At 71.3% G+C, this 24,139-nt stretch carries 24 protein-coding genes; 16 read left to right on the top strand and 8 right to left on the bottom strand.

The annotated features are described in order from the left end of the window. Positions 1 to 7: 7 nt before the first annotated feature. Positions 8 to 610 (bottom strand): antibiotic biosynthesis monooxygenase, encoded by a 603-nt coding sequence (locus RI211_RS15090; RefSeq protein WP_062765537.1) that lies wholly within the window; start codon positions 608 to 610, stop codon positions 8 to 10. Between the two features lie 869 nt (positions 611 to 1,479). On the opposite strand from RI211_RS15090, the gene RI211_RS15085 reads away from it, so the two are divergent. The 4 genes from RI211_RS15085 to RI211_RS15070 all read left to right on the top strand — a co-directional run bounded on the left by RI211_RS15085 (position 1,480) and on the right by RI211_RS15070 (position 5,927). Beyond that, on the top strand, positions 1,480 to 2,979 hold the full coding sequence (locus tag RI211_RS15085; RefSeq protein ID WP_315636299.1) for a CoA-acylating methylmalonate-semialdehyde dehydrogenase: 1,500 nt from the start codon (positions 1,480 to 1,482) through the stop codon (positions 2,977 to 2,979). Positions 2,980 to 2,988: 9 nt separating this feature from the next. Beyond that, on the top strand, positions 2,989 to 4,170 hold the full coding sequence (locus RI211_RS15080; protein WP_268777066.1) for an acyl-CoA dehydrogenase family protein: 1,182 nt from the start codon (positions 2,989 to 2,991) through the stop codon (positions 4,168 to 4,170). Then, on the top strand, positions 4,167 to 5,045 hold the full coding sequence (gene mmsB / locus RI211_RS15075; RefSeq protein ID WP_292795081.1) for a 3-hydroxyisobutyrate dehydrogenase: 879 nt from the start codon (positions 4,167 to 4,169) through the stop codon (positions 5,043 to 5,045). The genes RI211_RS15080 and mmsB overlap by 4 nt, the downstream gene beginning before the upstream one ends. A 105-nt stretch (positions 5,046 to 5,150) precedes the next feature. Beyond that, the gene (locus RI211_RS15070) at positions 5,151 to 5,927 is read left to right on the top strand and encodes an enoyl-CoA hydratase-related protein (protein ID WP_315636839.1); all 777 of its coding nucleotides are present in this window, start codon (positions 5,151 to 5,153) and stop codon (positions 5,925 to 5,927) included. A 93-nt stretch (positions 5,928 to 6,020) separates the two neighbouring features. On the opposite strand, the gene RI211_RS15065 is transcribed toward RI211_RS15070, so the two are convergent. From RI211_RS15065 to RI211_RS15055, 3 genes are read right to left on the bottom strand one after another with little or no spacing between them, the layout of a single operon-like run. Then, complete coding sequence (locus RI211_RS15065) at positions 6,021 to 6,464, bottom strand: YdeI/OmpD-associated family protein (protein ID WP_315636294.1); 444 nt, start codon at positions 6,462 to 6,464, stop codon at positions 6,021 to 6,023. Next, positions 6,461 to 6,931, bottom strand: a complete 471-nt coding sequence (locus tag RI211_RS15060) for an SRPBCC family protein (protein ID WP_187662486.1) — start codon at positions 6,929 to 6,931, stop codon at positions 6,461 to 6,463. Before RI211_RS15060 ends, RI211_RS15065 begins: the two co-directional genes overlap by 4 nt. After that, positions 6,931 to 7,467, bottom strand: coding sequence for a MarR family winged helix-turn-helix transcriptional regulator (locus RI211_RS15055; protein ID WP_315636291.1), 537 nt, complete (start codon positions 7,465 to 7,467; stop codon positions 6,931 to 6,933). The genes RI211_RS15060 and RI211_RS15055 overlap by 1 nt, the downstream gene beginning before the upstream one ends. A 175-nt stretch (positions 7,468 to 7,642) precedes the next feature. On the opposite strand from RI211_RS15055, the gene RI211_RS15050 reads away from it, so the two are divergent. The 5 genes from RI211_RS15050 to RI211_RS15030 are packed head-to-tail and all read left to right on the top strand — an operon-like array spanning position 7,643 to position 12,701. Continuing rightward, a complete protein-coding gene (locus RI211_RS15050) occupies positions 7,643 to 8,419 on the top strand; it encodes an electron transfer flavoprotein subunit beta/FixA family protein (RefSeq protein ID WP_315636289.1) in 777 nt (258 codons plus the stop codon). Position 8,420: 1 nt separating this feature from the next. Further along, complete coding sequence (locus tag RI211_RS15045) at positions 8,421 to 9,392, top strand: electron transfer flavoprotein subunit alpha/FixB family protein (RefSeq protein WP_315636288.1); 972 nt, start codon at positions 8,421 to 8,423, stop codon at positions 9,390 to 9,392. A gap of 2 nt (positions 9,393 to 9,394) precedes the next feature. Beyond that, positions 9,395 to 11,059, top strand: coding sequence for a cytochrome b/b6 domain-containing protein (locus RI211_RS15040; protein ID WP_315636286.1), 1,665 nt, complete (start codon positions 9,395 to 9,397; stop codon positions 11,057 to 11,059). 3 nt (positions 11,060 to 11,062) lie between these two features. Next, on the top strand, positions 11,063 to 11,536 hold the full coding sequence (locus tag RI211_RS15035) for an ASCH domain-containing protein (protein WP_268777072.1): 474 nt from the start codon (positions 11,063 to 11,065) through the stop codon (positions 11,534 to 11,536). 13 nt (positions 11,537 to 11,549) lie between these two features. Continuing rightward, positions 11,550 to 12,701 (top strand): acetyl-CoA C-acetyltransferase, encoded by a 1,152-nt coding sequence (locus tag RI211_RS15030; RefSeq protein WP_315636284.1) that lies wholly within the window; start codon positions 11,550 to 11,552, stop codon positions 12,699 to 12,701. Between the two features lie 52 nt (positions 12,702 to 12,753). Here RI211_RS15030 and RI211_RS15025 read toward each other — a convergent pair whose 3' ends face one another. Then, the gene (locus RI211_RS15025) at positions 12,754 to 13,263 is read right to left on the bottom strand and encodes a GNAT family N-acetyltransferase (RefSeq protein ID WP_060922628.1); all 510 of its coding nucleotides are present in this window, start codon (positions 13,261 to 13,263) and stop codon (positions 12,754 to 12,756) included. A gap of 130 nt (positions 13,264 to 13,393) precedes the next feature. On the opposite strand from RI211_RS15025, the gene RI211_RS15020 reads away from it, so the two are divergent. The 7 genes from RI211_RS15020 to rocD all read left to right on the top strand — a co-directional run bounded on the left by RI211_RS15020 (position 13,394) and on the right by rocD (position 21,913). Further along, the gene (locus RI211_RS15020; protein WP_187662479.1) at positions 13,394 to 13,954 is read left to right on the top strand and encodes an acyl-CoA thioesterase; all 561 of its coding nucleotides are present in this window, start codon (positions 13,394 to 13,396) and stop codon (positions 13,952 to 13,954) included. A 64-nt stretch (positions 13,955 to 14,018) separates the two neighbouring features. Further along, complete coding sequence (locus RI211_RS15015; RefSeq protein ID WP_315636281.1) at positions 14,019 to 17,693, top strand: proline dehydrogenase family protein; 3,675 nt, start codon at positions 14,019 to 14,021, stop codon at positions 17,691 to 17,693. A gap of 274 nt (positions 17,694 to 17,967) precedes the next feature. Beyond that, on the top strand, positions 17,968 to 18,402 hold the full coding sequence (locus RI211_RS15010; RefSeq protein ID WP_315636279.1) for a hypothetical protein: 435 nt from the start codon (positions 17,968 to 17,970) through the stop codon (positions 18,400 to 18,402). Continuing rightward, positions 18,402 to 18,632, top strand: coding sequence for a helix-turn-helix transcriptional regulator (locus RI211_RS15005; protein WP_060922632.1), 231 nt, complete (start codon positions 18,402 to 18,404; stop codon positions 18,630 to 18,632). The genes RI211_RS15010 and RI211_RS15005 overlap by 1 nt, the downstream gene beginning before the upstream one ends. After that, entirely contained in the window at positions 18,629 to 19,627 is a 999-nt protein-coding gene (locus RI211_RS15000) for an NAD(P)-dependent alcohol dehydrogenase (protein ID WP_315636276.1), read from the top strand. The genes RI211_RS15005 and RI211_RS15000 overlap by 4 nt, the downstream gene beginning before the upstream one ends. Before the next feature lie 163 nt (positions 19,628 to 19,790). Further along, a complete protein-coding gene (gene ddaH, locus RI211_RS14995; RefSeq protein ID WP_187662474.1) occupies positions 19,791 to 20,669 on the top strand; it encodes a dimethylargininase in 879 nt (292 codons plus the stop codon). Continuing rightward, positions 20,666 to 21,913, top strand: coding sequence for an ornithine--oxo-acid transaminase (gene rocD, locus RI211_RS14990; protein WP_315636274.1), 1,248 nt, complete (start codon positions 20,666 to 20,668; stop codon positions 21,911 to 21,913). Before ddaH ends, rocD begins: the two co-directional genes overlap by 4 nt. A 90-nt stretch (positions 21,914 to 22,003) precedes the next feature. Here the strand turns inward: rocD and RI211_RS14985 are convergent, their stop codons facing one another. From RI211_RS14985 to RI211_RS14975, 3 genes are read right to left on the bottom strand one after another with little or no spacing between them, the layout of a single operon-like run. Continuing rightward, the gene (locus tag RI211_RS14985) at positions 22,004 to 22,288 is read right to left on the bottom strand and encodes a hypothetical protein (protein ID WP_025105431.1); all 285 of its coding nucleotides are present in this window, start codon (positions 22,286 to 22,288) and stop codon (positions 22,004 to 22,006) included. A 60-nt stretch (positions 22,289 to 22,348) separates the two neighbouring features. Next, positions 22,349 to 23,680, bottom strand: coding sequence for an MFS transporter (locus tag RI211_RS14980; RefSeq protein ID WP_315636838.1), 1,332 nt, complete (start codon positions 23,678 to 23,680; stop codon positions 22,349 to 22,351). A gap of 5 nt (positions 23,681 to 23,685) precedes the next feature. Continuing rightward, complete coding sequence (locus tag RI211_RS14975) at positions 23,686 to 24,126, bottom strand: MarR family winged helix-turn-helix transcriptional regulator (protein ID WP_187662473.1); 441 nt, start codon at positions 24,124 to 24,126, stop codon at positions 23,686 to 23,688. Positions 24,127 to 24,139: the final 13 nt, after the last annotated feature.

Raw genomic sequence — 24,139 nt, 5'->3', positions numbered from 1 at the left:
GGTCCCGCTAGCGGGCGAGCCAGTTCCGCAGGGAGCGCGTGACGAACGGCAGCACCCAGTACGTCATGATCGGCGTGAGCACGAGGGTGGTGATGAGCACGCGGAGCCACAGCGGAACGGCGTCCCATCCCGGCACCGGGCTCATGGCGTAGGTGAACGCGAGGTTCACGGGGAAGAAGCCGAGCCAGATCGAGACGGCCTGCTTCCACCGCGGCGGCGCCGGGGCGACGGTCACGGTGCTCGTCGTGCCGTCCGGGTCGACGACGGGGATGGAGCCGGTGGACGGCTCGTCGAACCAGCCCTCGATGCCCGAGCGGCGCTTGGACCTCTCGCTGCGGACGAAGCCCTGGCCCATCGACAGCCACCACGCGCGTTCCCCGGACTGCTCCCACGCGGTGAGCGCGTCCTCGCTCGCGAAGCGGTAGAGCATGTGCCAGACCTGGGAGTCCTCGCCGGCACGGACCCAGCCGGAGCCGAGGAAGCCCGGGTACTTCGTCGCGAGGTTCACCCCGGTCTGCACCCACGCGGTCGCCTCGGCGATGCGCTCCGGGTCGACCTCGCGGCGGATGGAGACGGTGACGGGTTCGGACACAGGGGCGGATGCGGACATGGTGCGGTCCTCGGGGTGAGCGGCGTCGGGGTGCGGACGCGGGGCGACGGCGCCAGGGTCGCGGCGCCTGGTCGATTCTAGTTCTCCTTCGAGTCGCGCGATTGGCTCCAGATCCGGGCTGGATGCCGCCAGCATCTCCCACAGCTCATCGATCGTCGCCCAGGGCTGCCTCGCGACATCCGGCCGCCCGACTCCCGGCCTCCAGCGTCGGCAGAAGTAGTCGCCGAGCGCCACCAGGTCCGCGAGCGGCAGCGTGCCGAGGGAGACCCAGGTCGCGGCGGGGGAGGTCAGCGATGGCGATCACGGGGTCCGCTCGCGGGTGCACGCGGACGCCGTGGAACGGAGCCTCGAGGTCGGATCCGCGCAATCGACCTCGGCTCACGCCGTGCAGCCGCGCCGTCCGTACCGCGAAGTCCACCCCGAAACCGGCCGGAAGCTCGTGTCGTCGTCCCATGCCCCCACGCTCGCACCGCTGCTGTCGGACTGGGTCCGGTCTCCACAGCCCGGGTTCGAATCGCGCACTTTGCTCGATCCCCGGGCGAAATAGAGCAAGGCAAGCGATTCGAAGGGGAAGAAGAAGACCCCCGCCGACCCGATTCGGCGGGGGTCTCGCGGCGTGGGGGCCGCGACGGGAGCGAGAGTGCTCACCGTGTGCACGGGAGACGCGACTACCCGATCCGGTCTGAGTCTGTGCCGTGCATCTGCATTTGTAATCGGCCCAGGTGGCCAGCGGGTGAACGAGGGGCGAACGGCGCCGTGCGGCCACTCGTCTGCCCGACGCCGAGAGATACAAGGACGTCCTCGTATTTTCACGGTCGTCGGAGTAAACTCGCCGATGTGCCAAAGAGGGCACGGAGGGATGTCGCACAATGACCCGTACTATCCCGCACTTCGTGGGCGGAACGCATGTCACCCCGGAAGACGGCCGCTTCGCCGACGTCTTCGACCCGAGCACCGGAGCCGTGCAGGCCCGGGTGCCGCTCGCGTCCGCGGAGGAGGTGCGCCGCGTGATCGCGAACGCCGAAGAGGCGCAGGTCGCGTGGGCGGCGACCAACCCGCAGAAGCGCGCCCGCGTCCTCCTGCGGTTCCTCGACCTCGTGCAGCAGGAGATGACCTCGCTCGCCGAACTCCTCGCGAGCGAGCACGGTAAGACCGTCGACGACGCCAAGGGTGACATCCAGCGGGGTCTCGAGGTCATCGAGTTCTCCGCCGGGGCCCCGCACCTGCTCAAGGGCGAGTACTCCACCGGTGCCGGGGCCGGCATCGACGTGTACTCGATGCGGCAGCCGCTCGGGGTCGTCGCGGCGATCACGCCCTTCAACTTCCCCGCCATGATCCCGCTGTGGAAGGCCGGCCCCGCCCTCGCCGCCGGCAACGCCGTGGTGCTCAAGCCGAGCGAGCGCGACCCCTCGGTGCCCGTGCGTCTCGCCGAGCTGTTCCTCGAGGCGGGCCTGCCCGCCGGTGTCCTCAACGTCGTGCACGGAGACAAGGAGGCGGTGGACACGCTGCTCACCGACGACCGGATCCGCGCGGTCGGCTTCGTGGGCTCCACGCCCATCGCCGAGTACATCTACGCCACCGCGGCCGCTCACGGCAAGCGGGCGCAGTGCTTCGGCGGCGCGAAGAACCACATGATCGTGATGCCCGACGCCGACCTCGACCAGGCCGTCGACGCCCTCATCGGCGCCGGCTACGGCTCCGCGGGGGAGCGGTGCATGGCCATCTCCGTCGCGGTCCCGGTCGGCGAGGAGACCGCGGATGCGCTCGCCGCCAAGCTCACCGAACGCGTCGCCCAGCTGCGCGTCGGGCCGTCCCTCGCGCCGGACGTCGACTACGGCCCCCTGGTCACGCGGGCAGCCGTCGAGCGGGTCGAGGGGTACATCCAGCAGGGCATCGACGAAGGGGCGACAGTGCTCGCGGACGGCCGCGGGTTCACGGTCCCCGGTCACGAGGAGGGCTTCTACCTCGGGCCGACGCTCTTCGACCACGTGACGACCGACATGGCGATCTACCGCGAGGAGATATTCGGCCCCGTGCTCGTGATCGCCCGCGCCGCCGACTACGAGGAGGCGCTGCGTATGGCCTCCGAGCACGAGTACGGCAACGGCGTCGCCATCTTCACGCGCGACGGCGATGCCGCCCGCGACTTCGCCGCCCGGGTGGAGGTCGGGATGGTGGGCGTGAACGTGCCCATCCCGGTGCCGATCGCCTACTACACGTTCGGCGGCTGGAAGCGCAGCGGCTTCGGCGACCTCAACCAGCACGGCGCCGACGCCTTCCGCTTCTACACGAAGACCAAGACCGTGACGAGCCGCTGGCCGTCGGGGATCCGCGAGGGCGCGAGCTTCGTGATCCCCACCATGCACTAAGGACACGCGATGACCATGACCACTGTCACCACCACTGACGAGGAGCGCGAGGCGATCCTCGACGCCGTGCGGGAGTTCGCCGATGCGGAGCTCGCTCCGTTCGCCGCCGAACGCGACGAGAAGCACCTGTTCCCGCGGGAGTCGCTCCAGCGCGGTGGCGAACTCGGCCTCGGCGGGATCTACGTGAGCGAGGAGTTCGGCGGCACGGGGCTCACCCGCGTCGACACCGTCGCCATCTTCGAGGAGCTCGCCAAGGCCGACCCTGCGGTGGCCGCCTACATCTCCATCCACAACATGGTGGTGTGGATGATCGACACCTACGGCGACGACGAGCAGCGGTCGCGCTGGCTGCCGTCGCTGACCGCCATGCAGGAGTTCGGCGGCTACTGCCTCACGGAGCCGGGAGCCGGATCCGACGCGGCGAACATCGCGACCAGCGCCGTCCGCGAGGGCGACGAGTACGTGCTGACCGGGGTGAAGCAGTTCATCTCCGGAGCCGGTGAGGCCGCGGTATACGTCGTCATGGCGCGGACCGGCGAGCCGGGAGCCCGGGGCATCAGCGCCTTCCTCGTGCCCGGCGACGCGGAGAACCTGAGCTTCGGCGCCCCGGAGAAGAAGATGGGGTGGCACGCGCAGCCCACCCGTCCCGTGATCATGGACGGCGTGCGGGTGCCGGCGTCCGCGATGCTCGGCGACGAGGGCCGCGGCTTCGCGATCGCGATGTCGGCGCTCAACGGCGGACGCCTCAACATCGCGGCGTGCTCGATCGGCGGTGCGCAGGCAGCGCTCGACAAGGCCGTGCAATACGTGCACGAGCGCGTCGCGTTCGGGGAGCCGCTGGCGGAGAAGCAGTCGATCCTCTTCGCGATCGCCGACATGCGCACCGACCTGCAGGCGGCGAGGCTGATGATGCGCGACGGCGCGCAGGCAGTGGACGAGAAGGCGCCGGACGCGACGATGCGGTGCGCGATGGCCAAGCGCTTCGCGACCGACGCCGGCTTCGAGGTGGCCAACCGCGCGCTCCAGCTCCACGGCGGCTACGGCTACCTGCAGGACTACGGCATCGAGAAGATCGTCCGCGACCTCCGCGTGCACCAGATCCTCGAGGGGACGAACGAGATCATGCGCCTCATCGTGGGGCGGGAGATGCTGCGACCCGCGGGGTCGACGTCGATGCGGAGCGCCTCGTGACCCGCGTGGCCTTCCTCGGGCTCGGGCACATGGGCCTGCCGATGGCGAAGAACCTCGTCGCCGCCGGACACGAGGTGCACGGCTTCGACCTCGTGCCCGCGGCGATCGAGGCGGCGGGGACGGCCGGGATCCCCGTGGCCGCGAGCGGCGCGGAGGCGGTGGCGGACGCGGAGGTCGTGGTGACGATGTTCCCGGCGGGGAAGCACGTCATCGAGGCCTACCGCACGGAGCTGCTGGCGGCCGCGCGCCCCGGGACGCTGTTCATCGAGTCGTCGACCATCGCGGTGGACGAGGCGCGGGCCGCCCATGCGCTCGCGCTCGCCGCGGGCCATCGGCACATCGACGCCCCGGTCTCCGGAGGTGTGGTCGGGGCGGAGGCCGGAACCCTGGCGTTCATGGTCGGGGGCTCCGACGACGACTTCTCGGCGGCGCTTCCGCTGCTGGAGATCATGGGGAAGCGCATCGTGCACTGCGGCGGATCCGGGCTCGGTCAGGCGGCGAAGGTCTGCAACAACATGGTGCTCGCGGTGTCGCAGATCGCCGTCGCCGAGGCCTTCGTGCTGGGCGAGCGGCTCGGGCTCGAGCATCAGGCCCTGTTCGATGTGGTGTCCCAGGCGTCCGGGCAGTGCTGGGCACTCACCACGAACTGTCCCGTCCCCGGCCCGGTGCCCACGAGCCCCGCGAACCGGGACTACCAGCCGGGGTTCGCCGGAGCCCTCATGGCGAAGGACCTCGGTCTCGCGCTGCAGGCCATCGAGCAGACCTCGACGGATGCCCGGATGGGTCGTCTGGCGCAGGAGCTGTACGCCGCCTACGCCGCCGGCGACGGCGCCGCCCGCGACTTCTCCGGCATCATCACCGACATCCGCGGCTGACCCCGGCTTTCGAATCGCCTGAATGGTCGCGAATCCGGCCGAAATGCAGCACATCGGGCGATTCGAAGGGGAGGGTGGATGACAAACGACAGGAAGGCGGCAGCGATGACCGAGTACGAGACGATCCTGGTGGAGCAGCGCGGACGCGTGGGGTGGATCACCCTCCACCGTCCGGAGGCGCTCAACGCGCTGAACAGCCGGCTCGCCGAGGAGGTCACCGCGGCCGCGCAGGCCTTCGATGCGGATGACGGGATCGGGGCGATCATCCTGACCGGCTCCGAGAAGGCCTTCGCGGCGGGTGCCGACATCAAGGAGATGGAGGGCATGTCCGCGGCGGAGATGCTCGAGACCGACCACTTCGGCGTCTGGCACGACTTCGCTGCCGTGCGCACCCCGGTCATCGCGGCGGTCTCCGGATTCGCGCTCGGCGGCGGCTGCGAGCTGGCGATGATGTGCGACATCATCCTCGCCGCGGACACGGCGAAGTTCGGACAGCCGGAGATCAACCTCGGGGTGATCCCCGGCATGGGCGGCACACAGCGGCTCATCCGCGCGGTCGGGTACTACAAGGCCACGGAGCTCGTGCTGTCCGGCCGCTTCATGGGGGCCGAGGAAGCGGAGCGCTCCGGACTCGTGTCCCGCGTCGTCCCCGCGACGGACCTCCTGGCCGAGGCGACGACGCTGGCGGAGACGATCGCGTCGAAGTCGCTGCCGTCGGTCTACGCCGCCAAGGCCGCGCTCGATGCGGCGATGGAGACGACGCTGTCCGCCGGCCTCGCCCACGAGAAGCAGGCGTTCGCGGCGCTGTTCGACACGCACGACCAGAAGGAGGGCATGTCGGCCTTCCGCGAGAAGCGCACGCCGGACTTCCAGAACCGCTGATCGCGGTTCACAACTCAGGAGGATCGGTCGCGGAGCCGGCGTTCTGCGGTGTCGGGGCCCGGTCGGCCGCAGTTCTCCTGAGTTGTGAACGGGTCAGCCGCGCAGGGACTCCACGATCTTCGCGATCCGGCGCTCGCGCGTCGCGTCCTGCTTGGCGCCGGCGACCGCCCTGGCGTGCTCCTTGCGGGCTGAGGGGGAAAGCGCGTCGAAGGCGGCGCGCACCGCGGGGTCGACGTCGAGGGCGGCGGCCAGGGCGGGCGGCACCTCGACCGTCCGCTCTGCGGTGTCGAGCCGGATCACGGCGTCCACCTCCTGATCGATCTCGACCCCGAGGTCCGCCCGGGCGGCCTTGCTGAGACCGATCATGTTCTCGCCGCCCATCCGGGCCAGGCGCAGGCGGGCGGTGCGGCCGCCGATCGTGACCGCGACCGGGAAGGTCTTCCCCGCGCCGAAGGAGGCCACCTGTTCGTCGGTGAGGAGGATCGCCGCGGCGGGACCGCGACCGGTGAGGACGGTGTGCACGCGCAGTTCGCTCATGCAGGAAGAGTACGCCCGCCGTCCTCGATCGCGGCGACGAGGGCGGTGTTGCGCTCCGCGATCAGCCGCTCCATGTACCGCCCCAGGACCAGGGCGTCGACGAGGCGGCCGAGGGGCCCGAAAGGCGACCGGAACACGACGGTGTCCCGCATGAGGGTGCCACGCGGGTGCTCCTCGAACACATGCTCGTGCCGGAGCTCGCGGAACGGTCCGGCGATCTGACGGTCCGTGAACCGATGCGGCGCGTCGATGTCGAACACCACGGAGCGCAGACGGAACGGGATGCCGAAGTGCCGCGCGCGCCAGGTCACCGTGGACCCCTCGGTGAACGCGCCGCCCGCAGGCTCCTCGATCATGGTCTCGCTGTAGCGCGCCATGGACTGCAGATGCAGTTCGGGGTCCAGTGCCGCGGCGAAGACGACCGGGCGGGGCGCCGCGATCACGGTGTCGAGCACGAACCGGGGCATCAGAGCGGTTCGGGGAGCGGGCGCGGATCGATGAAGTCGCCGGCGTCACGGCGCAGGCGGGCGACGATGGCGACGAGCTCCGCGGCGTCGGCCTCGCTCATGCCGGGGTCGGCGAAGACGTCGGCATTGAGGGCGGTCGTGGCGTGCTCGACGAGGTCGCGCCCGGCGTCGGTCAGGGCGAGCATCGCGGCGCGTCCGTCGTGGGGGTGCGGTTCGCGGATCACGAGGCCGTCGCGCACGAGCCGTTCGGCGGTGCTGGTGATGGTGGTGGCGTGGACCTGCAGGCGCGCGACGACGCTCGACAGCGGCAGTCGTCCGGCCCGGCTGAAGGCGAGCAGCCGCAGCACCTCGTACCGCGCGAAGCTCAGCGCGAAGGGTTTGAGGGCCGCGTCGACGCGGGCGAGGAGGAGCTGCTGGGCCCGCATCACCGACGTGACGACCGTCATGCCGTCTGCGGCCTCGGTCCAGCCGTGCGCGATCCACTGCCGCTTCGCCTCGGCGAGCGGGTCGACGGGAAGCGGGCGGGGTCGGACCACGTCTCTACGGTACCGGCGTAGGGCGCCCCCGGTCGCCAGCGGCGAGCCGAGGACGGCAACTGTCGACTATGTATACATTCGTGACCGAAATGTCGGGTGCAGCCTGCGGATCCCTCTGCCTTTGGCTACATAGAAGAGCGGGCGGATAGACTCAGCGTGTCGTGAGGAGCATTCGATGAAGATCTTCGTCCTGGTCAAAGAGGTGCCGGACACCTATGGTGATCGCACGTTGAATCTGGAGACCGGCCTCGCCGATCGCAGCGCCGGGGATGTGGTCCTCGACGAGATCACGGAACGGGCCCTGGAGGTCGCTCTCTCCTACGCCGACAAGAACGAGGGCACCGAGGTCGTGGCCCTCACGATGGCGCCGGAGAGCGCGACCGCGTCGGTGCGACGCGCCCTCGCGATCGGCGCCGCCTCCGCGATCCACATCGTCGACGAGCAGCTCGTCGGCGCCGACCTGGGACTCACCGCCGAGGTGCTCGCCGCCGCGATCCGCCGTGGCGCCCCCGACCTCGTCATCACCGGCAACCTGTCCACCGACGGCGCCGGTGGCGTCCTGCCCGCGATGCTCGCCGAGCACCTCGGCTGGGCGCAGGCCACCGCCCTCTCCGCGGTCGAGATCACGGCCGACGGCATCTCCGGCACCCGGGGTGCGGACGCGGGGAACCAGCAGGTGACCGCGCCGCTGCCCGCCGTGATCTCCATCACCGAGGCGCTCCCTGACGCCCGGTTCCCGAACTTCAAGGGGATCATGGCGGCGAAGAAGAAGCCGCTGGAGGTGCTGTCCCTTGCCGAACTCGACGTGTCGGCGGACCCCGCGGCGGCTCCGCGCACCATCATGACCGCCGTCTCCGAGAAGCCTCCGCGGGCGGCCGGTGTCAAGATCACCGACGAGGGCGATGCCGCCGAGAAGCTCGTCGAGTTCCTCGTGCAGAACAGGCTGGTGTGACATGGCGTACCCCGAGAACCCGATCCTCGTGCTCCTCGACGTCGACCCGTCCGGCGAGCTCGCCAGCAGCACCGCCGGACTCCTCGGCGCGGCGGCGGGCATCGGCACCCCGGTGGCGCTGATCGTCGGCGGTTCCGAGACCGCGGTCGCCACGGCCGCGGCGGCCGGAGCCGCGGTCGTGCTCACGGCCGAGGGCGACCCGTCGGCGCTCACGGTCCCGATCGTCGACGCGCTGCAGGCCGCTGCCGCGCAGGTGCAGCCCGAAGCCGTCCTCATCTCGAACTCGATCTCCGGGCGTGATGTCGCCGGCCGGTTCGCGGTGCGATCGAAGAGCGCTCTCGCCGTGGATGCCGTCGGGGTCTCCCGCGACGACGAGGGCATCGTCGCCCACCACTCGGTCTACGGCGGGGCGTATCTCGTCGATGCGGCCGCGACGTACGGCACGCTCATCGTCACGGTGCGCCAGGGCGCGGTGGAGGCCAGGGCCGAGGCGGTCGCCTCCCCGCAGGTCGAGCAGCTCGCGGTCACCCCGTCCGGAGCGGTCGCCGCGACGGCGGGCCCCGTCGAGACCGTCGAAGCCACCTCGTCTCGTCCCGAGCTGCGCGGAGCGACCCGCGTCGTCTCCGGTGGCCGCGGTCTCGCGTCGAAGGAGAAGTTCGTGCTCGTCGAGGAGCTCGCCGACGCTCTCGGCGCGGCCGTCGGTGCCTCGCGCGCCGCGGTCGACGCGGGCTACATCCCGCAGTCCCACCAGGTCGGGCAGACCGGGGTCTCGGTGTCGCCGCAGCTCTACGTCGCGCTCGGGATCTCCGGCGCGATCCAGCACCGCGCCGGCATGCAGACGTCGAAGAACATCGTGGCGATCAACAAGGACCCGGAGGCGCCGATCTTCGACGTCGCCGACTTCGGCATCGTCGGCGACGTGTTCGCGATCGTCCCGCAGGTGATCGCCGCGCTCGAGGCACGGAAGAAGTAGTCATGGCGACGCGGGTGCTGCGCCGCGGGCTTCCGCGGGTGCCGGGCGGCGAGCCGTGGCCGCCCGCCGATGCGACGGTCGAGACCGTCGATGCGGGCCCGGCCGAGATCGTCGTCGATCCGCCGGTGGCGACGCCGGTCTCCGCGACGCCGGAGGGCGGGGAGGACGACCCCACCGCGGTCACGCCGGACGCCACCGGCGTCCAGGCTGCGCAGCCGGACGCCGCGCCGCGTCGGGCGCTCCGCCGGGGTCTCCCGCGCGTTCCCGGCGGTGAGCCCTGGCCGCCGTCTACGGTCGCGGCCGCGCCCGCGGCGCCGTCCGCACCCGCCGTGGTGCCGGGCGAGACCGCACCTTCCGCCGCGGCGTCCGCCGCGCCCGTTGCGCCTCCTGCCGCGCCCGCTGCCGCCGCGTCGTCCGCCGCGCCGGCTCGGACTCCTGCTGCGGCGCCCGCTCCCGAGACGCCCGCCGCAGGCGAGAGCGTCCGCCGCGGACTGCCCCGAGTCCCGGGTGGCGAGCCCTGGCCCCCCGCGGGGACCGTGCCCGCCCGTCCGACCTCCGCTCCGTCCCCGGCCGTGGCGGCGGATGTCTCCGCGATCCCGGAGACGGCGGCGCCGTCCGCGACCCTCGTCTCCGAGCCGGCCGCTGTCCCGGGGACCGCGCTCGCCACCGGCGCCGACATCAGCGCGCCGCTGCCCTGGACCCGTACGGTCTGGAACGGTCGAGCACCGCGGCATCTCCCGGCCGCCGCCTCATCGACCGTCTCCGGCGCTCGCCGTCGCCCGACATGGACCCAGGCGATCGCGACGCTGTTCGGCGCCGCCGCCCTCGGCGTGCTCGCGGCCGCGGCCGTGGCCCTCGTCCGCACGCTGCTGAGCCTCCCGTTCATGCAGGACTTCCTGGCGGCCTTCCCTGGCGAGTACGAGCCACCGATCCCGGTCGAGCCCGGCTTCGCGCCGTGGGTCAACTGGGCGCACTTCTTCAACATGTTCCTGATCGTGCTGATCATCCGCTCGGGGCTGCAGGTGCGCACCGAGAAGCGGCCGAGCGTGTTCTGGTCCCCGCGGAACAACCCGAAGGGCAAGATCAGCCTGAACCTCTGGTTCCACCAGGCGCTCGACATCCTGTGGCTGGTCAACGGCGTGATCTTCGTCGTCCTGCTGTTCGTCACCGGGCACTGGGTGCGGATCGTGCCGACGAGCTGGGAGGTGTTCCCGAACGCGCTGTCGGCGGCCCTCCAGTACATCTCGTTCGACTGGCCGCACGAGAACGGCTGGAACAACTACAACAGCCTGCAGCAGCTCGCCTACTTCGTCACCGTCTTCCTCGCGGCGCCGCTCGCCGCGGTCACCGGGTTCCGCATGTCGGGGCTCTGGCCCAAGAGGGCGGAGCGCCTGTCGAAGGCGTACCCGGTGGAGTGGGCGCGCGCCCTGCACTTCCCGGTGATGCTCTACTTCGTGGCGTTCATCATCGCGCACGTCGCGCTCGTGATGCTGACCGGCTTCCTGCGCAACCTCAACCACATGTTCGCGGCGCAGGATGCCGCGACGTGGACGGGATTCTGGGTGTTCATCGCCTCGCTCGTCGTGATCGCGGTCGCCTGGGTCGCTGCGCGTCCGCTCGTGCTCGCCCCGATCGCGAAGGCGTTCGGCAAGGTCTCGGGGCGCTGATCCATGACCGATCGCACCGCCATCGAGGACTACTGGCGCGAGGCCCGCATCGCGCTGCCCCACCTGCCGGAGCCTCTTCCCGAGGCGTGGGGTTTCGGCGCGACGCCGGAGCACGCCGACGAGCTCCTGGAGCTCGTGCTCGCGGGTATCAAGGTGGGCACGGCGTCCTCTCTCTGGGACTACGAAGAGTCGGGGGATCCGCTGCCGACCGTCGGCGAGCTCAGCATCATCCTCGATGGGACCGGCGCTCCGCGCGCCGTGATCGAGACCACGGCGATCGACATCGTTCCGTTCGACGAGGTCGACGAGGCGCACGCCTTCGCCGAGGGGGAGGGGGATCGTACCCTGGCGCACTGGCGCGAGGTGCACGAGCGCTACTGGCGCACCCACTCCGAGAACCCGCGCGGCTACGAACCCGACATGCCGGTGCTGTGCGAGCGCTTCCGGCTGCTCCTGCCGGCCGGCACGGAGGACTGAGAAGAGGGAGATCATGGCAGAGGCCTACATCGTCGACGCGGTCCGTTCGCCGGTCGGACGCCGTGGCGGCGCTCTTGCGGAGATCCACCCCGCCGACCTCGGCGCGCACAGTCTGCGGGCCCTCGTCGACCGGACCGGCATCGACCCCGGCGCCGTGGACGACGTGATCCTCGGAGCCATCGATGCGATCGGCGGGCAGGCCGGGAACGTCGCGCGCACCGCGTCGCTCGTCGCCGGCTTCCCGGAACACGTGCCGGGCGTCACGATCGATCGGCAATGCGGATCGAGTCAGCAGGCCGTGCACTTCGCCGCGCAGGCGGTGCTCAGTGGCACCAGCGACCTCGTGATCGCCGGCGGGCTGCAGAACATGTCGCGGATCCCGCTCACCGCCGCCGCGACCGTCGGCCGGGAGTACGGTTTCACGACGCCGTACGCCGAGTCGCCCGGATGGCAGGAGCGCTACGGCGACCAGGAGATCTCGCAGTTCCGCGGAGCGGAGCTCATCGCCGAGCGGTGGGACATCTCACGGGAGGAGATGGAGCGGTACGCGCTGGAGAGCCACCGCCGGGCGGCCCAGGCCCAGGACGACGGGCGGTTCGCGGCGGAGATCGCGCCGCTCGCCGGGCTCGACCACGACGAGAGCGTGCGCCGGGACACCACCCTCGAACGCATGGCCGGCCTGCCGCCGCTCGCGCCCGACGGGCGGATCACCGCTGCGGTCGCGTCGCAGATCAGCGATGCGTCGAGTGCCGTGCTCATCGCCAGCGCGCGGGCGGTGCAGGAGCACGGCCTCACGCCGCGGGCCCGCATCCACCACGTCTCCGTCCGCGGCGACGACCCCGTGCTCATGCTCACGGCACCGATCCCGGCGACCCGGCACGCGTTGGAGCGTACGGGACTCCGGATCGAGGACATCGACCTGTTCGAGGTCAACGAGGCGTTCGCCTCGGTCGTGCTCGCCTGGATGCGCGAGACCGGTGCGCCGCACGAGAAGGTCAACGTCAACGGCGGCGGCATCGCACTGGGGCATCCGATCGGCGCGACGGGCACCCGCATCCTCGCGACCCTGCTCAACGAGCTGGAGCGCACCGGCGGACGGTACGGCCTGCAGACGATGTGCGAGGGCGGCGGCGTCGCGAACGTCACGATCATCGAACGCCTCTGAGCGCAGACGAAAGGGCCGCCCCGCGGGGCGGCCCTTTCGGTGAGGACGAGGGTCAGGGGCGCACGAAGCGGACCTCGGTGAGCGTCTCGCCCAGGAACGGCTCGGTGTGCGCCGCGCCGTCGAGGTGGAACCCGTTGCGCGTGTAGAACCGGTGCGCGCGAGGGTTGTCCTCGGCGACCCAGAGGTAGAGCGGCTCGTCCTTCTCGACGGCCGCGTCGAACAGCTTCTGCCCGATGCCGGTCGAGTGGTACGCGTCGAGCAGGTAGATGAAGTACAGCTCGCGGAACGCCGGGGCGTCCTTGTCGCGAGCCGGACCCGAGCCGACGAAGCCGACGATCTCGCCGTCGACGAGCGCCGCGTTCATCTTGAAGTCGGGGCCCTGCGAGGCCCAGTGCGTCCACAGCTCGGCCATACGGCGGGGCGAGACCTTCTCCAGCGCCGCCTTGCTGATGAGGTGATCGTAGGTCTCGTGCCAGCACTGCGCATGCACGCGACCGAGGGCTTCCGCATCCACATCACGGACCGGACGGACGATGACTTCGGGCTGGGCTTCGGCGCTCATGCGGTGACTCTACGGCGGGTCCGTGGAAATCGGAAATCGGGGTGACGGCCCGTGGGAGGCCCTTCGACGGCATGGAGGAATCGGACAACGAAGTTCGACCGTCGTGCGCGGATGGCTACGATCAGTGCTCGTGAATGTGATCTGGCGGACCCTCCTCGTGATCCTCGGTGCGCGTCGTCGCGTACGGCAGGGGAAGACCCTCGACCCGACCGCCGTCGGCACCGTCACTGTCACCACCCTGCCCACGGACCTCGACATCCTCCGCCACATGAACAACGGCCGGTACCTGTCGCTGTTCGACCTCGGCCGCTGGGACCACCTCATCCGCACGGGGCTGTTCGACGTGATGAAGGAGCAGGGCTGGTACGCGGTGGTCTCCAGCGAGACCATCACCTTCCGCAAGTCGCTCCAGCTCTGGCAGCGGTTCGAGGTGCAGTCCCGCTTCATCGGGCACGACGAGAAGGCGCTGTTCCTGGAGCACCGGGCCGTGGTCGCCGGCGAGGTCTACGCCAGGGCCATCGTGCGGGCCCGCGTGCTGCGCCGGTCCGGCGGCACGGTCAGCAACGAGGAGCTGTTCGCCGCGGTGGGCAAGCCCGACGGGGTGCCCGAGATCGACGCGTGGGTGCACGACTGGGCCGCCGCGTCCGCTCTGCCTCCCGTGCGCACGCCCGCCCCCAGCATCTGGAACTGACCCGGCTGCGGCCCGCCCGGTCGGGCACCCCGGGATTCCGCGACCGGAGACCTAGGGTGGTCACATGGCAGAGTCGTCGTCATCCTCCGCGGAGGCGGGGGCATCCGCATCCCTCGCCGATCAGGCCGTCGAACTCGCGCGCCGTTGGGTGATCGAGGCGGCTGCGGCCGACGTCGACCCCGCCGCCGAGCGTCTCGCCGGCGTCCTCCGCGACGCCAACGGCCTGCCGTTCACCCTCGGTTTCGTCGACGGCGTGATGCGGCCGGAGAGCCTGACCGCTGCGGCCGCCCAGCTGCGCCGCATCGCGCCCATCGTGCCGGAGTTCCTGCCGTGGTACCTGCGCTCCGCCGTGCGGCTCGGCGGCGGGGTCGCCCCGGTGCTGCCGACGCCGGTCGTGCCGATCGCGCGGCGGGCGCTACGCGAGATGGTGGGGCACCTGGTGGTGGACGCCCGGCCCGCGAAGCTCGGACCCGCGATCGAGAAGCTGCGGGAGTCGGGGTCGCGACTGAACCTCAACCTCCTCGGGGAGGCGGTGCTCGGGGAGGCGGAGGCGCAGCGGCGGCTCGACGGCATCCACGAGCTCATCCGGCGTCCGGATGTCGACTACGTGTCGGTCAAGGTCTCCGCCATCGTCAGCCGCATCTCGATGTGGGGCTTCGACGAGGTCGTCGAGCGGGTCATCGACCGGCTGCTCCCTCTCTACGTGACGGCTGCGGAAGACGGCACCTTCATCAACCTCGACATGGAGGAGTACCGCGACCTCGACCTCACGATCGCCGTCTTCACGCGGATCCTGGAGGACCCTCGGCTCACCGGACTCGAGGCCGGGATCGTGCTGCAGGCCTACCTGCCCGACGCGCTGCCGGCGTTGCAGGAGCTCACCGCCTGGGCACAGGATCGCGTGATCCACGGCGGGGCCCGCATCAAGGTGCGCCTCGTGAAGGGCGCGAACCTCGCGATGGAGCACGTCGAGGCGACCCTGCACGGATGGACGCCCGCGCCCTACGACACGAAGCTCGACACCGACGCCAACTACCTGCGCTGCCTGGACTGGGCGCTGCAGCCCGAGCACACGACCTCGGTGCGGATCGGGGTGGCCGGCCACAACCTCTTCGGCATCGCCCACGCGTGGCTGCTCGCCGGGGAGCGGGGCGTCCGCGACGCGGTCGAGTTCGAGATGCTGCTCGGCATGGCCCAGGGGCAGGTGCAGGCGGTGTCCCGCGAAGTCGGTCCGGTGCTGCTGTACGTACCGGTCGTCGCGCCCGCCGAGTTCGATGTGGCCATCAGCTACCTCGTGCGGCGGCTGGAGGAGAACGCGTCGTCCGAGAACTTCCTCTCCGCGGCGTTCCACCTGCACGACGACGAGTCTCTCTTCGCGCGGGAGGCCGAGCGCTTCCTCGACGCCCTAGACCGGGCGGGGGACCCGGCCCTCGGCCTCGGCCCGCGGCGCACCCAGGACCGCCTCGCGCCCGTGCACGAGTCCGTGCGCCCCGCCCCGGTCGGTCCGGCGGCGGAGGCTGACCTCACGAAGGCGGTGCTCGGCATCGTGCGCGGCTCCGACGACACCGACACCGGCGCCTACCTCGAGACCGCCGTGTACGCCGCGCGCGAGCGCGGGGAGGACACCGGGGGCGCGCCGGGCTTCGTGAACACGGCCGACACCGACCTCGCCCTCCCCGCGAATCGCGAGTGGGCGGCGGGGATCCGTGCGAGGCTCGTGGACTCGACGGTCGGGAGGGATGTCCTGGACGCGGCCCGTGTCGATGACGCCGATGACCTCGGCCGCATCGTGCGCGGCGTGCAGGGCGCGGCGGCAGCGTGGGGATCACGTCCCGCGGCCGAGCGGGCGGAGGTGCTGCTGCGCGCGGCGGCCGCTCTCGAGTCCCGCCGCGGGGAGCTGATCGAGGTCGCGGCCGCGGAGACCGGCAAGGTCTTCGCCGAGGCCGACGTCGAGGTGAGCGAGGCCGTCGACTTCGCCCGGTACTACGCCGCGACGTGCCGCGAGCTCGATGCGATCTCCGGTGCCGTGTTCGTCCCCGCCAGGGTGACCGTCGTCGCTCCGCCGTGGAACTTCCCCCTCGCGATCCCTGCCGGTGGCGTTCTGGCGGCGCTCGCCGCGGGGTCCGGCGTCGTCCTCAAGCCCGCCCCGCAGGCACGCAGGTGCGCGGCGGTGCTCGTGGCGGCGCTGTGGGAGGGCGGCGTGCCCCGCGAGGCCCTCGCTCTCGTCGACATCGAGGAAGGCGACCTCGGCCGTGCCCTCATCACGGACGCGGCCGTGGACCGGGTGATCCTCACCGGCTCGTGGGAGACCGCGGCGCTGTTCCGCTCCTGGCGCCCCGACCTGCCCCTGCTCGCGGAGACCAGCGGCAAGAACGCGATGATCATCACGCCCTCGGCCGACCTCGACCTCGCCGTGGCCGACCTCGTGAAGAGCGCGTTCGGGCACGCGGGGCAGAAGTGCTCCGCGGCGTCGCTCGCGATCCTCGTCGGGCCGGTGGGGCGCTCGCAGCGCTTCGCGCGTCAGCTCGCCGACGCGGTCCGCTCGATGCGGGTCGGGTGGCCCTCGGATCCGCTCGCCGAGGTGGGCCCCGTCATCGAGAAGCCCGAGGGCAAGCTCGCCTGGGCCCTCTCCGAGCTGGAGGGCGACGAGCGGTGGCTTATCGAACCCGCCCTGGACCCCGCCGACGACGGCAGCGGACGGCTCTGGCGCCCCGGCGTGCGGGTCGGCGTGCAGTCCGGCTCCCGCTTCCACACCGAGGAGTTCTTCGGACCGGTCCTCGGGATCATGCACGCCCCGACCCTCGCGAAGGCCGTCGACCTGCAGAACGCGGTCGCCTACGGTCTCACGGCGGGGCTCCACACCCAGGATCCCGACGACCTGGCCTTCTGGCTCGACCGCGTGCAGGCCGGGAACCTCTACGTCAATCGCGGCACGACGGGAGCGATCGTACAGCGGCAGCCGTTCGGCGGGTGGAAGCGCTCCTCCGTCGGCGCCGGTGCCAAGCCCGGCGGGCCGAACCACCTCATCGGGCTCGGAACGTGGCGCGCGCAGCACGGGTCCCCGGCGTCGAGCACCCTCCACCTGCGCGGGCTCGACTCCCGGATCACGGGGCTCATCGAGGCCGCGCAGCCCTCCCTCCCGTTCGAGTCGTTCGAGTGGCTTCGACGGTCCGCCCTGTCGGACGCGCTGGCCTGGGACCGGGAGTTCGGCCGGGTGCGGGATGTCTCGCGGCTGGAGATCGAGCGCAACCTCTTCCGGTATCGGCCCGTGCCGGTGGAGATCCGCGCCACCGAGGACGCCGCCCTGCACGACCTGCTGCGGGTCGTGATCGCGGGGGTGCGTGCGGGGGCGGGCTCCGTCGTGTCCACTCCGGTCGGGCTTCCGGCGGGCGTGCGGCATGCTCTGGGCGACCTCGACGCCGTGGTGTTCCTGGAGACCGAGGCCGAGTGGCTCCAGCGGATGCGGGTGGCCGAGGAGGCTGGAGCATCGGGAGACGCGGGGGTTCCGGTGCTTCCGCGGCATGAGCGCGTGCGGCTCGTGGGCGGACGGGAGTCGGTGGCGGCGCTGCGCTCCGCGCTGGCGGTGGCGACGGGCGGTGATCCGGACCTCGCGGTGTACGACGCGGAGGTGACGGCGGCGGCCCGCATCGAGCTCCTCCCGTTCGTGCACGAGCAGTCCGTCTCGATCACCGCCCACCGCTACGGAAACCCCGACCCCTGGAGCGCCTCCGTCATCTGACCCCCGCCCGTTCCGGTGCGGGTGCGGGTGCCGGTGCCAGTGCGGTGCGGGCTCGAAAAGGTGCCTTCCCGGCCCCTGGCTGGCGCGTTTTCGATCCCGCTTCGGGCTGCGCAGGACATGCGGGATCGGAAACGGGCGGGAGCGGCGGCTCGGGGGTGCGATTGTGATCCCGGAAGAGACTGCGCGGGACGGAATGCGGGTGTAAAAGATTCTTGACACAGGTGTGATGCGGACGTACTCTCGTGTCAAGAATCTTTGACACGAGGGGAAGCGCATGGTCTACGAGGAGCGCAACGTCTGGGCCGGGCTCATCGTCAGTCCGATCGTCGCGGTCGTCTACGTGCTGCTGCTCATGCAGCAGGCCGGTGGCGGACCGCTCACCGCGTCGGACTGGTTCCCGCTGATGCTGTGGACGATCGGCGGGGGCATCGTCGGGACGATCCTGATCAGCATCCTCTGGGGCATCATCGCCGGGATGTCCGATCCGGACGGCGTCGGCCGCTCCGACATCCGCGACCGGGACATCGGCCGGATGGGAGCCCGCGTGGAGCAGGCCTTCGTCACCATCGCCGGCCTCGGGGTCATCGTCCTCTGCGGTCTCGGCGCCGACGTGTTCTGGATCGCGAACACGATGTTCGCCGGGTTCCTCGTGGCGGCCGTCGTCGGCGGTGTCGCCCGGGCGATCGCGTACCGCCGAGGGCTGCGCTGATGGTCAAGCCCACCCTCGTCTCCAACACCATCCGCGCCCATCGCGAGCGCGCCGGACTCACGCAGGCCGAGCTCGCCCGCACGATCGGGGTCACCAGGCAGACCCTCATCGCGATCGAACAGCAGAAGTACTCGCCGACACTCGAGCTCGCGTTCCAGATCGCCCGGGCGTTCGGCGTCGGGATCGACGATCTGTTCGCGTATCCGACCGACCCCGGAGGTGCCGCATGACCGAGACCATGCCCGCCTGGACCCGCGAGACCTACGGCCCGGCCGCCGGGACAGCACTGACCCGGCAGCCCGTCCCCCAGCCGCGTCGGGGCGAGGTCGTGCTGCGCGTGCAGGCCACCGCCCTCAACGCCGGCGACGTGCGGCTGCTCCTCGGCGACCCGCTGCTGGTCCGGCCGTTCTTCGGGCTCGCCCGCCCCAAGAACCCCGTGCGCGGGCTCGACGTCGCCGGCACCGTCGTGGCGGTCGGCGCGGACGTGGTGAACGCCGAGCTCGGCGAACTCGTGGTGGGGGAGCTGCAGGGCGGAGGAGGGCTCGCCGGCGCCGCGCGCATCGCGGCCGACCGCGTCGTGCCCGTCCCGCCCGACGTGACACCCGAGGCGGCTGCGTGCCTGCCGATCGCCGGAGGCACCGCGTGGCAGGCGCTCGACGCCGCCGGGGTGGGGCTGCGGCACCGCGCACAGCGGGTCCTCGTGATCGGAGCGTCGGGCGGCGTGGGGACCTTCGCCGTGCAGCTCGCGGCGCTCCGCGGGGCCGAGGTCTGGGCGACGTGCGGCGCGCACAACGCCCTGCTGCTGGAGCGCCTCGGAGCCGTGCGTACGCTCGACCACCGCACGTCTCCGCTCACACACCTGCCCTCCGCCCGGTTCGACGCCGTCATCGACCTCGCGGGCGGTGTGCCGATCCGCGAACTGCAGCGCCTCGTCCGCACGGGCGGTCGCGTGGTGCTGGTGACCGGTGACGGCGGACGGGTACTCGGTCCGGTGCCGCGGATGATCCGCGCCGCCGTGCTCTCGGTCCGCGGACCCCGGGTCGTGTCCCTCGCGGCGACCCCGCGCCCTGAGATCCTCGCGAAGCTGCTCGAGCTCGTGGAGGAGGGGCACCTGGTCCCCGTGATCGAGCGCGCATACCCGTTCGACGATGCTGTGTCGGCGCTCGCGCACGTCGAGGCCGGGCACACGGTCGGCAAGGTCGTGGTGACGCAGCGCGAGGGCTGACGGCGACACGGGACGGATGCTGGTGGCGCCCAGGGTCCGGTGGCACAATGGTCACCGGCGTGCCCGAGTCGCATCTTCCCCTCCGCCTCTTCCGAGCAGGGGGTCGAAGGACCGCCGGGCCCCTGGACAGCGTCCGCCGCGCCCGTTCACACGAGGAGCATCCATGTCGACGCCGGAGACCGCCGTCACCACCGCCCCCACGCGCACCGCGCACCGCCGCCACTACCTGATGTGCCGTCCCGAGCACTTCACGGTGAACTACTCCATCAATCCGTGGATGGAGCCGTCGCGGCCGACCGACACCGCCAACGCCGTCGCCCAGTGGCAGAAGCTCTACGACCTGTACGTCGAGCTCGGCCACGAGGTCGAGCTCATCGATCCGCTCCCCGGCTACCCGGACATGGTCTACACGGCCAACGGCGGCTTCCTCATCGACGGGCGCGCCTACGTGCCGGAGTTCCGGTTCGTGGAGCGGCAGGGGGAGGCTCCGGCCTTCGCCGACTGGTTCCGCGCCGCCGGCTACGACACCGTCATGCCGGAGGAGGTCAACGAGGGCGAAGGCGACTTCCTGCTCGTCGGCGACGTGATCCTCGCCGGCACCGGGTTCCGCTCCACCGGCGACAGCCACCGCGAGGTCGGCGAGGTCTTCGGCCGCGAGGTCGTGTCGCTGAACCTCACCGACCCCCGCTTCTACCACCTCGACACCGCGATCGCGGTGCTCGACCCCGTGCAGGGCGTGGAGAACGGCGGCCCCGAGCGGGCGAACATCGCCTACCTCCCCGGAGCCTTCGACGACGCCAGCCGTGCCGAGCTGGAGAAGCGCTTCCCCGACGCGATCCTCGTGTCGGACGAGGACGGCGCGGTGTTCGGCCTGAACTCCTCGAGCGACGGCTACAACGTCATCATCTCGCCGCGGGCGAAGGGCTTTGAGCAGCAGCTCCGGGAGCGCGGCTACAACCCGATCACCGTCGACCTGTCCGAGCTCCTCCTCGGTGGCGGCGGGATCAAGTGCTGCACGCTCGAGCTGCGGGGTGCGAAGTGACGATCGAGCAGACGGCGGGCGCTTCGACGAGCTCAGCGACCCTTCGACAGGCTCAGGGACCCACCGCGGTCGCGGAGCCGCACGTCGCGCACAACTACCACCCGCTGCCGGTGATGATCGCGCGCGGCGAGGGAGCGTGGGTGACCGATGTCGAGGGCAAGCGCTACCTCGACCTGCTCGCGGCCTATTCCGCGGTCAACTTCGGGCACCGTCACCCCGCGCTCGTCGCGGCCCTGACCGAGCAGCTCGGTCGGGTCACGCTCGTCAGCCGGGCGTTCCAGAGCGACATGCTGGAGCCCTTCGCGGCCGCGCTCGCCGAGCTCTGCGGCAAGGAGCTCGTCCTGCCGATGAACACGGGCGCCGAGGCGGTGGAGACCGGCATCAAGGTCGCCAGGGCGTGGGGCTACCGCGTGAAGGGCATCCCCGAGGGGAAGGCGCGGATCGTCGTGGCGAAGGGCAACTTCCACGGCCGTACGACGACGATCGTGAGCTTCAGCGACGACGAGACCGCGCACGACGACTTCGGTCCCTACACGCCCGGCTTCGACCGCGTGCCGTTCGGCGACGCGGAGGCGATCGCCGCGGCGATCACCGAGGACACGGCGGGCGTGCTCGTGGAGCCGATCCAGGGCGAGGCCGGTGTGGTGATCCCGCCGGAGGGGTACCTCCGCCGCATCCGTGAGATCTGCGACGAGAAGAACGTGCTGTTCATCGCCGACGAGATCCAGGCCGGGCTCGGACGTGTCGGCGAGACGTTCGCGTGCGACCGCGAGGGTGTCGTTCCGGACCTGTACCTGCTGGGCAAGGCGCTCGGCGGTGGCATCCTCCCGGTCTCGGCCGTGGTGGGGAACACCGATGTGCTGGGCGTGATCCGTGCCGGCGAGCACGGCTCCACGTTCGGCGGCAACCCGCTCGCGGCGGCCGTCGGCCTGCGCGTGGTGGAGATGCTGCAGACGGGCGAGTTCCAGGAGCGTGCGCGGGCACTCGGCGCACACCTGGAGCAGGCGCTGCAGCCGCTGATCGGCCACGGTGTCACGGGCGTGCGCATCGCCGGGCTGTGGGCGGGCGTCGACATCGACCCCGCGATCGGTTCGGGCCGAGAGATCGCGGAGAAGCTGCTCGACCGAGGTGTGCTCGTGAAGGACACGCACGGGCAGACCATCCGCATCGCGCCCCCGCTCGTCATCCGGGCGACCGAGCTCGACTGGGCCATCGAGCAGCTCAAGGTGGTGCTCGACGCCTGACCGCGGCCGACCCACCCCCTTCTGCACGAGCCACCTCCTTGCGAACGTTCGCAAGGGGGTGGCTCGTCTCGAAAGGGGTGGGTCGACGGCTCAGGCCGGCGGGGAGTCGGGGTCGAGCGTGCGGAGGGTGTCCTCCTCGGCGGCGTTGTCGGCCGCGAGCTCGTCCTCGGTGTTCTCGTCGCCGCCCAGCGGCGCGTCGTGGCCGGGGCCGGAACTGCCCTGGATGGCGCCGCCGGTCGACTCGCCGCGGGAGCTGTCGCCCTGGATCGCGCCGCCGGTGCCGTCGCCCTGGCCGGAGTTCTCGTCAGGGACGTCGACGCCGGGAGCGCCTTCGGCCGGATCCTGCGGGTGCGGGGTGCTCATGTTCTCGTCCATGACACGACGCTACGACCGCCGGGCCGTGATGAGGAAGGCGTTGACAAACCCGCCCGCAGCTCACTCGTCGTCGCGTCGAGGAAGCCGGATGGGCGTCGTCGCCGCGGCCTTCTCCGTGTAGTCCACCGGCTCGACCGGCTGCACGACGCGCAGCGGGCGCGTCTCGTCGAGGGTCAGGCGGAAGCGGCTGCTCTCCTCGCGGCGCAGCCTCCCCGACGTCAGCACCCACGTCACCCCGATCGCGCACGCGATGAAGCCGGCCGTCCCGCCGAGCATGATGGCGGCGCGGGGGCCGAACGTGTCCGCCACCCAGCCCGCGATCGGTGCGCCGACCGGGGTCGACCCCATGATCACGGCCATGTAGAGGGCGAGGACGCGGCCGCGGAGCGCCGGATCCGTGGTGATCTGCACGTAGCCGTTGGCCGTGGTCAGCAGCGTCACGATCATGAAGCCGGTGAACGTGAGCGTGACCGCGTAGGAGAGGTAGCTGGGCATCGCGGCCGAGACGAAGGCCGCGATCCCGAAGCCGCCCGCCGCGAGGATCACGACGCGCACCCTCGCGCGATCCCGCCGCGCGGCGAGGAGGGCGCCGATCAGGGAGCCGATCGCGAGCACCGAGCTCAGCACCCCGTACCCGTCGGCGCCGGCTCCGAACTCCAGCGCCATGGTCGAGGCGAAGATGGGGAAGTTCATGCCGAACGCGCCGATGAGGAACACCGTCACGAACACGACCTTGAGGTCGCTGCGCGCCCAGACGTACCGGAAACCCTCGGCGAGTCCGCCGCGGCTGCGGTTCTTCGGCCGCGGCGCCAGCAGGTGCGTGCGCATGAGCATCAGCGCGACGATCATGGCGAGGAAGGTCGCGGCGTTGACGATGAACACCCAACCGGAGCCGATCGCGACGATGAGCAGACCGCCGACCGCGGGGCCGATCATACGGGCGAGGTTGAAGGAGGCGGAGTTGAGCGCCACGGCGTTGGAGGTCTCCGTGGCGGACACCATGTCCGACACGAAGGCCTGCCGGGCGGGTGCGTCGAACGCGTTGACGATGCCGAACCCGAGGGCGAACGCGAGCATCATCGGCAGGGTCATCACGCCGGCCAGCAGCAGGGATCCGACCGCGATCGCGAGGCCGAGCAGCGCCGTCTGCGTGGTCAGCAGGATCTTCCGCCGATCGAAGCGATCAGCGACCCAGCCGGTCAGGCTCACCAGCACCAGCGGTGGGCCGAACTGCAGCGCCATGGTGACGCCCATCGCGGTCGCGTCGTTGTCGGTGAGCTCGGTCAGCACGACCCAGTCCTGGGCTGTGGCCTGCATCCATCCGCCGACATTCGACACGAGGGCGCCGGCGAACCAGATCCGGTAGTTGATGTTCGCGAAGGAACGGAACATGGCGCTCATCGCTCCACCACCCTCCGCATCAGGGCGCTCGCTTCTCGCAGCGTCGTCAGTTCCTCCTCGGTGTAGTCGACCTCGCGGAGCATGTCGGCCAGCAGCACGTCCCGGCGGCGGATGGTCTCGACGACGACCTCGACGCCGGCGGCGGTGATGTCCACCTGCACGCGGCGGCGGTCGTCCTCGTCCGGGGTGCGGGCGACGAAGCCCTGCTCCTCCAGGCCGTTCACGATGCTCGTCATCGAGGGGGCGGTCACGCGCTCGCGCTCGGCGAGGGTGGAGATCGTGCGCCGGCCGTTCATGCGCAGCTCGGCGAGAACGGCGAGCTGCGTGTCGCTCATCATGTCGGCGGCGCGGGCGCAGCGGAGCCGGCGGGCGAGCCGGAACGTGGCCATGCGCAGGTCTGTGGCGGTGAGGTGCAGGGAATCATCGGACGCAGACATACTTAGTTAGTCT

The organism is Microbacterium meiriae (assembly GCF_032364335.1).
Taxonomy (GTDB): Bacteria; Actinomycetota; Actinomycetes; order Actinomycetales; family Microbacteriaceae; genus Microbacterium; species Microbacterium meiriae.
The sequence above is the reverse complement of the archived record's forward strand: the minus strand, read 5'-3'. Positions and strand labels throughout refer to the sequence as shown.